At 66.3% G+C, this 6,420-nt stretch carries 7 protein-coding genes and 1 pseudogene; 5 read left to right on the top strand and 3 right to left on the bottom strand.

Features of this window, described 5'->3' with window-relative positions; genetic code table 11:
* Positions 1-172 precede the first annotated feature (172 nt).
* A pseudogene (locus HMPREF3159_RS12010) lies at positions 173-1,334 on the top strand (IS3 family transposase).
* Positions 1,335-1,349: 15 nt separating this feature from the next.
* On the opposite strand, the gene HMPREF3159_RS12005 reads toward HMPREF3159_RS12010, so the two are convergent.
* Positions 1,350-1,697 (bottom strand): hypothetical protein, encoded by a 348-nt coding sequence (locus tag HMPREF3159_RS12005; RefSeq protein ID WP_070501221.1) that lies wholly within the window; start codon positions 1,695-1,697, stop codon positions 1,350-1,352.
* Between the two features lie 128 nt (positions 1,698-1,825).
* Here HMPREF3159_RS12005 and HMPREF3159_RS12000 point away from each other — a divergent pair, with 128 nt between their 5' ends.
* Positions 1,826-2,293: a hypothetical protein gene (locus HMPREF3159_RS12000; protein ID WP_141748202.1), complete on the top strand. Its 468-nt coding sequence runs from the start codon at positions 1,826-1,828 to the stop codon at positions 2,291-2,293.
* Between the two features lie 46 nt (positions 2,294-2,339).
* On the opposite strand, the gene HMPREF3159_RS11995 is transcribed toward HMPREF3159_RS12000, so the two are convergent.
* Together HMPREF3159_RS11995 and HMPREF3159_RS11990 are read right to left on the bottom strand one after the other, a co-directional pair.
* Positions 2,340-2,813: a hypothetical protein gene (locus tag HMPREF3159_RS11995; protein WP_070501219.1), complete on the bottom strand. Its 474-nt coding sequence runs from the start codon at positions 2,811-2,813 to the stop codon at positions 2,340-2,342.
* A 39-nt stretch (positions 2,814-2,852) separates the two neighbouring features.
* Positions 2,853-3,647, bottom strand: coding sequence for a DeoR/GlpR family DNA-binding transcription regulator (locus HMPREF3159_RS11990; RefSeq protein ID WP_070501218.1), 795 nt, complete (start codon positions 3,645-3,647; stop codon positions 2,853-2,855).
* Positions 3,648-3,716: 69 nt separating this feature from the next.
* Between HMPREF3159_RS11990 and HMPREF3159_RS11985 the strand changes: the two genes are divergently transcribed.
* The 3 genes from HMPREF3159_RS11985 (at position 3,717) to HMPREF3159_RS11975 (ending at position 6,351) form a co-directional block, all read left to right on the top strand.
* Positions 3,717-4,352 carry a bifunctional 4-hydroxy-2-oxoglutarate aldolase/2-dehydro-3-deoxy-phosphogluconate aldolase gene (locus HMPREF3159_RS11985; RefSeq protein ID WP_070501217.1) on the top strand — a complete coding sequence of 212 codons (636 nt, stop codon included), beginning with the start codon at positions 3,717-3,719 and terminating at the stop codon, positions 4,350-4,352.
* Between the two features lie 98 nt (positions 4,353-4,450).
* The gene (locus HMPREF3159_RS11980) at positions 4,451-5,767 is read left to right on the top strand and encodes an MFS transporter (RefSeq protein ID WP_070501216.1); all 1,317 of its coding nucleotides are present in this window, start codon (positions 4,451-4,453) and stop codon (positions 5,765-5,767) included.
* A gap of 14 nt (positions 5,768-5,781) precedes the next feature.
* The gene (locus HMPREF3159_RS11975; protein WP_210388875.1) at positions 5,782-6,351 is read left to right on the top strand and encodes a P-loop nucleotide/nucleoside kinase family protein; all 570 of its coding nucleotides are present in this window, start codon (positions 5,782-5,784) and stop codon (positions 6,349-6,351) included.
* The last annotated feature ends 69 nt before the right edge of the window (positions 6,352-6,420 follow it).

Genomic DNA, 6,420 nt, shown 5'->3' with positions numbered 1-6,420 from the left:
GGATTGCCACCACGCTAGGGGACACACCCGAATTGTCTGACTTGACGGCGATGCTTGTCATGTCGAGACAGCCTCGGCTGGTATGTAGGTCTTCCTGTCAAGTGGGACTGCCGCACGGATAGGTGACATCTGATCTGGCTTGCCCGATGGGCGGCCTGGAAGGATGTGCATCATGCCCGCTCCCTATCCCCGAGAGTTCCGCGAGGACGTCGTGCGTGTGGCCCGGTCCCGTGAGGACGGGGTCACTCTCGCGCAGATCGCGAAGGACTTCGGTGTCCACGAGATGACGCTCCATAAGTGGATCCGCCAAGCCGATATCGATGACGGCAACCGGCCCGGCACGACCCGGGAGGAGTCGACCGAGCTGCGTGATGCTCGGAAGAAGATCCGACTGCTGGAGCAGGAGAACGAGGTCCTCCGCCGTGCTGCGGCGTATCTGTCCCAGGCGAACCTGCCGGGAAAAGGTTCTACCCGCTCGTGAGCGAGCTCGCCGCGGACGGGATCCCCGTCGCGGTGTCCCTGCGGGTCCTGAAGCTCTCCCGCCAGCCCTACTACCGCTGGCGGAAACGGCAGGTCACCGGAGCTGAGCTGGTCGAGGCCTATCGCGCCAACGCTTTGCTGGACGCCCACCGCGATGATCCCGAGTACGGGTATCGCTTCCTGGTCGGCGAGGCCGCCGATGCCGGCGAGGAGATGTGCGAGCGGACGGCATGGAAGATCTGTCGCGACAACCAGTGGTGGTCGTGTTCGGGAAGAAGCGCGGCAAGAATGGCAAGAGTCCGGGACCGCCCGTGCACGATGACCTCGTCAAGCGCGATTTCTCCGCCGATGACGTCAACGAGCTGTGGCTGACCGACATCACGGAGCATTGGACCGACGAGGGCAAGCTCTACCTCTGCGCGATCAAGGACATGTTCTCCGGCCGGATCGTCGGCTACTCGATCAGCGACCGGATGAAGGCCCGCCTCGCAGTGAACGCCCTGGACAATGCGGCATCCCGGCGCCGCGACGCTGCCGGATGCATCGTGCACTCGGACCGCGGATCCCAGTTCAGGTCACGGAAGTTCGTGCACGCCCTGAACCGTCACCACCTCATCGGATCGATGGGCAAAGTCGGTGCCGCTGGGGACAACGCCGCGATGGAATCGTTCTTCGCGCTGCTGCAGAAGAACGTCCTGGATCGCAAGCGGTGGCGGACCAGAGAAGAGCTCCGCATCGCGATCATCACCTGGATCGAGCGGACCTACCATCGCCGTCGCCGGCAGGCCCGCCTGGGCCGATTGACCCCCATCGAGTACGAGACCATCATGAACCCGGTCGCCCTCGCGGCCTGAGACCCGAACTGTCACCTATCCGTGCGGCAGTCCCTCCAGCGCCGCTGGGAGGTCGATAACTCGGTCGCGCCGAGCGTCTATTTCGGCCTGGACCGTAAGCTCTGCGGGATCTACACCCTCGAGTTCGACGATGGCCAGCGCTATGTCGGTCAGACCGTAGACCTGTCGAGTCGACTCGCCGCCCACCGCCGTCGATGGGAAGACATCGTCGCGGTCTCTTTCGTCGAGTGCGGTCCGGAGGAGCTGAACGCTCTTGAGCGCACGATGATCACCGACGCTGAGAAGTCCTTCGTGGTGCGGAACCGGGCGTTCACCAACATGCCTGGCGGCGACGCGGCCCTGGATCTCGTGGTCGACGTCCAAGAGCAGGCCGAATGGCTCTCCGGCGTCCGGCCCGCCTACCCGCTGGACGAGCGGACGCTCGCGGCAGAACGTCGGCAGCGCGGCGGCCGAAGTTCGAGCAGCTCGCCGCGCTCGACCACTATCCCGAGGTGCTCGCCGACCTCCCCACGTACGTCCACTCCGTCATCCCCTGGCCATCAACGACCAGCGGCCTGTACTGGGGCGTCTCCGCCATGCCCGGCACCGCGCGGACGAAGCTCCAGCGCCGCTACTTCACTGTCAATGCGCACAATGTGGAGCTGCTCTTCATGCTCCACTTCAGCGATGACGGCACCACGGAGTCAATTCTGAACGTCGACCGGAAGAAGCTCTCGAGGGCAGACCGCCGGGAGCGCTACATCACCAAGACGTCCTACCGCTCATATCCGGATGCAGAAACCCTTTATGTGCCGCTAGGGGCGATGGCTGAGCTGTACGAGAGGCCGACGGTCCTCGCCGCCGCTCGCTCGATGGCGCTCGGCCTGATGCGCCGGGGCCCGTCGAACTTCGCCAAGTTCCACTCGGACGACCTTCTCGATGCGGTACTACTTCAAAGGAATGAGCCAGCCGTGCAGTGAGGTGGTGCTCCGCCACATCGAAGACTTCAGTGCCCCCTGCTCAGTTCTACGCCGCCGTCCGCTTCCTCAGGGCAACAGCTCCGACCAGCAGCACGACCCCTAGCATCACCACGTTGTGGCACAGCTTCTCTGCCTGGTCGACCTCGTCGGCCAGCAGGGTGGTCGTGAAGGCCAGCAGCCCGCGGCCGGGCAGCAGGCCGAGGCCGGCCGCAGCGACGTGGCGCACCGTCCAGCCGGGTCGTTGCGAGGCGCGCAGCAGCGCATGACCGAGGGCGGCCACTGCGGCGACTACCACGGCGAGGCCGATCCAGGTGGACGGTGACGCCTCCATGACCAGGGACACCAGGAGCGCGCCGAGGAGAGCGAGCCAGAAGCGGGCCGGACGGCGCGCCGTCACCTCGCCACCGCCCGCACCGTCGGGCGCCACCGTGTCGCCCGTTGCCCCCTCGTGCACGTGGCGTCGGCCCAGCACGACAACAATAACGACGAGCCCCGCGAACACGACCCCAGTGCCGATCACGGGTACCGGGCCGGTTTGTCGAGAGCCGACTGTTGGAGTTCACGCCTTGGTCGACGTCACCACCAGTTCCACAGCGGTCTCCCGGATGCGCTCGCGGACCTCGGTACGCAGTCCGTCGTCGCAGATGATCTCGTCGAGCTCTTCGAGCGGACACACGGTCAGAGCGGAGAGGTTTCCGTACTTCGAAGAGTCCGAGAGCAGGACCGAACGGGTCGCGACCTGCATCACGGCCCGCTTGAGCTCGCGCTTGCCCTCTGTGGGGCTGGTCAGCCCTCGAGACAGCGACCACCCCGGGGAGGAGAGGAAGGCGCAGTCGTAGTTGTGCATGCCGGCGACGATCGCGGCGATGTGCCCCTCCGTGGCGCGCACCGTCGGATCGATCGTGCCGCCGGCGAGCACTGAGGTGATGCCGTCGGCACTGAGCAGAGCGGAGGCAACGGCCAGATCCGTCGTGACCACTGTGAGATCTCGCCGACCGGCCAGCAGCGGCGCAAGCGTCTGCATCGTCGTGCCCGCATCGAGGAACACGCACATTCCGTCCTCCACTCGCTCCGCAGCGACCTCAGCGATCCCCTCCTTTCTGGGGCGCTCCAGATCCAGCCGCCCAGTGAGGTCCAGCGGGACTGCGGATCCCGGATCCTCCGTAAGCCTCACCCCGCCGCGGATCTGCGTGACCTCGCCGGCCTCCGCCAGCTCCGCGACATCGCGGCGCACTGTCATGTGGGAGACCCCGAGACGTTCGGCGAGGACCCGGATGCTCAGCGGCCCTTCAGTGCGCAAGGCGCTGAGCAGGAGGATGTGCCGCTGCGCCGGGATCAGGCTGAGCTCGTTCATCGCGCTCCGATCTGTGATGTGTTGTGAACGCTTGGTTGTGGATGTTACTTGTTGTGCTAGGTTGCCGGCATGCATCCGACGAAGTCTGCTCTCGAGCCCATTCTCTCCACCGGCGCACTGCTGATCATCCGCACCTCGGATGCGGACAGCGCGTACGACATCGCCAAGGCGGCTGTCGCCGGGGGGATCCGTGCGCTTGAGATCCCCTACGCAGTTCCGGACACGCTCCGCCTGGTCGAGCGCCTCGTGACAGATTTCGGAGCCGATGGCGTGTCTGTCGGCGTCGGCACCGTGATCGATGAGGTCTCTGCGTACCGCGCGGTCGAGTCTGGGGCGGACATCCTGGTCAGCCCCGGGTTCAACCAGGGGATGCTCGATGTGGCGAATCGCTACCAGGTCACCTCGATCAGCGGTGCGATGACCCCCGCTGAGATCCTCCGTACGGCGGAGGCTGGAGCGGACATCGTCAAGCTCTTCCCGGCCGAGTTCCTGGGTCCGGCCTACCTCAAGTCCGTGCGTGCCCCGCTGTCCCAGATCCCGATCTCCCCGACTGGTGGAGTCGACGCGAACACCGTCGGTGAGTGGATCTCGGCCGGGGCGTGCTGCGTTGGCGTTGCGAGCTACATCTGCAAGGCCGGGGACGCTGCGGCAATCACGGCGAGCTCACGCACGCTTCTTGCCGCTATCGAACAAGCGCGCGGCTGACCCCGGGCCAACACCGGCTCCACACGGCGCGACCGCGCCACCTTCCCTCTCCACATCCTGGGCCCGAGGGGCCCACCAACACCTTGGACGTGATCTCCATGGGCAAAGACGCTCCCACCACCGTGCTGCCGCGCCAGCGCTCCCGCACCTTCCCGCTGCGCTGGTACTTCATCGCGTTGATCCTGGTGGCTGGAGTGGTCAACTACCTCGACCGCTCCACCCTCTCCATCGGGAACACCACAATCGCCGCCGATCTCGAGCTCACGACGGTCCAGATGGGCCTGCTGCTCTCCGCGTTCGCCTGGCCGTACGCGCTCGCGAACCTCCCGGCCGGGTACCTGATCGACCGTTTCGGGCCCAAGAAAATGTTCATGGCAGCGGCGGTCTCCTGGTCCGTGATCACCGTGCTCACCGCCTTCGCGGACTCCTTCGCGACGCTCTACCTGTGCCGTGTGCTGCTCGGCGTTGCCGAGTCCCCCTTCTTCGCCGCAGGCCTGAAGGCCTCGCAGAGGTGGTTCGCCCAGCACGAGCGCTCACTGCCGGTGTCGATCATCAATACCGGTTCACAGCTCGGCAACGCCCTCGCTCCGCCGCTGCTAACCTTCCTGCTGCTCACCAGCGGATGGCGCTCGATGTTCATCATCGTCGGCATGGCCGGCCTGGTGGTCGCCGCGATCTGGTGGTTCTCCTACCGCGACCCGCGGCCGGAGGAGGAAGCCGACATCAAGGGCCCCTCTCTCGATGCTCCTCGCGACGCCTCGGTGGAGGAGGCTGCTGCCAAGGAGGCCTCCTGGTTCTCCCTGCTCGCCACCCGCAACACCTGGTTCATGATTCTCGGCGCGTTCTCGATCTTCTACACCGTCTGGGTCTTCCTCACCTGGCTCCCCGGCTACCTCGAGACCAGCCGCGGGTTCTCCCTCGAAGAGACAGGCTGGATCGCCGCCCTGCCCTACCTGTGCGGCATCGCGGGGGTGCTCGCCGGCGGCGCGTTGTCCACCTCGCTGATCACTCGTGGCGTCCACACCGTCACGGCGCGCAAGATCCCCATCGTGGGCGGTGCCGTCCTGGCGGCAGTGGCCGTCACCCCGGCGGCGTACGTCGAGTCCACCACCCTCAGTATCATCTTGCTGTGCATCGGCTACTTCGCAGCGCAGATCCCGATCGGCTGCATCTGGACCCTCGCCTCGGACGTCGCGGAGAGCCACCAGGTGGCCTCTCTCGGCTCGATCCAGAACTTCGGCGGGTTCCTCGGCGCTGCTATGGCACCGATCATCACCGGGGTGGTGCTGGACCGTACCGGCACCTTCGACCTCGTGTTCGTGGTGGGTGGGCTCTTCCTCCTGCTGGGCGCCTTCACCTACGGCGTCCTGGTGCGAGAGCAGCGTCCGCAGGCTGAAGTCGAGGTGACCCGATGATCCCGATCCCCGCCGTGCTCGTGATCGGCTCCGCCGGATCGGGCAAGAGCACGGTCGCTGCAGCGATCGCCCGCGCCCTGCACGCCGCCCTCCTCGACAAGGACGACATCGCGGATCGGTTCACCGGCGCCCTCCTCACTGCGAATGGGGAAGATGCGGGTGCGCGGGACGGCAGCGCGTTCTACGTCGAGACAGTTCGTCCCCTCGAGTACTCGACGCTGCTCGCCCTCACGAGTGCGAACCTGCGCAACGGCCTGCCGGTGGTACTGGATGCGCCCTTCGGTGCCTACTTCGCGGACCCGGGGTACATCATGCGAGCGCGTGCGGATGGCGGCTGGCCGGAGGAGACCAGGCCCATCGTCGTGCGGGTCTCCGCTTCGGGGGAGACCACCCGTCGGAGGCTCATCGAGCGCGGGCTGGATCGCGACAGGTGGAAGCTCGAGCACTGGGACGAGTTCTGGTCTTCCATCGGAGACGCACGCCCTCACTGGCGCGGCGTGCCGATCATCGAGGTGACTAACGATGAGGACGGGCGCAGCGCAGAGCGCGCGCGTGAGGTGCTGGAGCAGCTGCAGAAACTGTGATGCGGACGCAACGCGTTTGCACGACAGGGCGGGCCGGGGTGTGCACCTCGGCCCGCCATCTGTTACGTA

This window comes from Brachybacterium sp. HMSC06H03 (genome assembly GCF_001807385.1).
Lineage (GTDB): Bacteria > Actinomycetota > Actinomycetes > Actinomycetales > Dermabacteraceae > Brachybacterium > Brachybacterium conglomeratum.
Note: the sequence above shows the minus strand (reverse complement) of the source record. Positions and strands in the feature narration are given on the sequence as shown.